This is a genomic window from Stenotrophomonas maltophilia group sp. Smal32 (assembly GCF_030237085.1).
In the GTDB taxonomy this organism is placed as follows: Bacteria; Pseudomonadota; Gammaproteobacteria; order Xanthomonadales; family Xanthomonadaceae; genus Stenotrophomonas; species Stenotrophomonas maltophilia_Q.
Genome location: NZ_JASJSI010000231.1, coordinates 1 through 542, shown reverse-complemented (window position 1 = coordinate 542; position 542 = coordinate 1). Strand labels below are relative to the sequence as shown.

General features: G+C 64.4%; 1 protein-coding gene. It reads left to right on the top strand.

The features are described 5' to 3' along the window. The coding region (locus QRO91_RS22470; protein ID WP_285310596.1) for a DUF962 domain-containing protein at nucleotides 1-464 on the top strand (464 nt) is incomplete at its 5' end. Between the last annotated feature and the right edge of the window lie 78 nt (nucleotides 465-542).

Below are 542 nucleotides of genomic sequence, written 5' to 3'. Positions count from 1 at the left end.
CGCGGCCGATCGACCGCTATTTCGCCAGCTACTCCGACGACCACCGCAATGTGATCAACCAGCGCATCCATGTGGTGGCAGTACCGGCGATCCTGTGGTCGGTGGTGGCCCTGCTGTGGTGCCTGCCGCCGCTGATCACCTGGTTCCAGTACGGCATCTGGTCGGCGTTCGCGATGTTCAGCGCCTGGTGCTTCTACAACAAGCTGTCGCGCCCGCTGGGCATCGGCATGCTCATCCAGTTCTTCGTGTTCGGTTGCCTGTGCCGCCTGCTGGAAGCAGAAATCGGCCTGCAGGCCCTGCGCTGGCTGGCGGTAGGCGTGTTCGTGGTGGCCTGGGTGGCGCAGTTCATCGGCCACAAGTTCGAAGGCCGCAAGCCGAGCTTCCTGACCGACCTGACCTACCTGCTGATCGGCCCGGCCTGGGTGATGGCCAAGTTCTACCGCAAGCTCGACTGGCGCTATTGAACTGCGGGCGGCCGATAGCGGCCGTCGTTTCCTGAACGGGCGGATTCCATCACCCACAGTCCACGGCGGCCCTGCCAG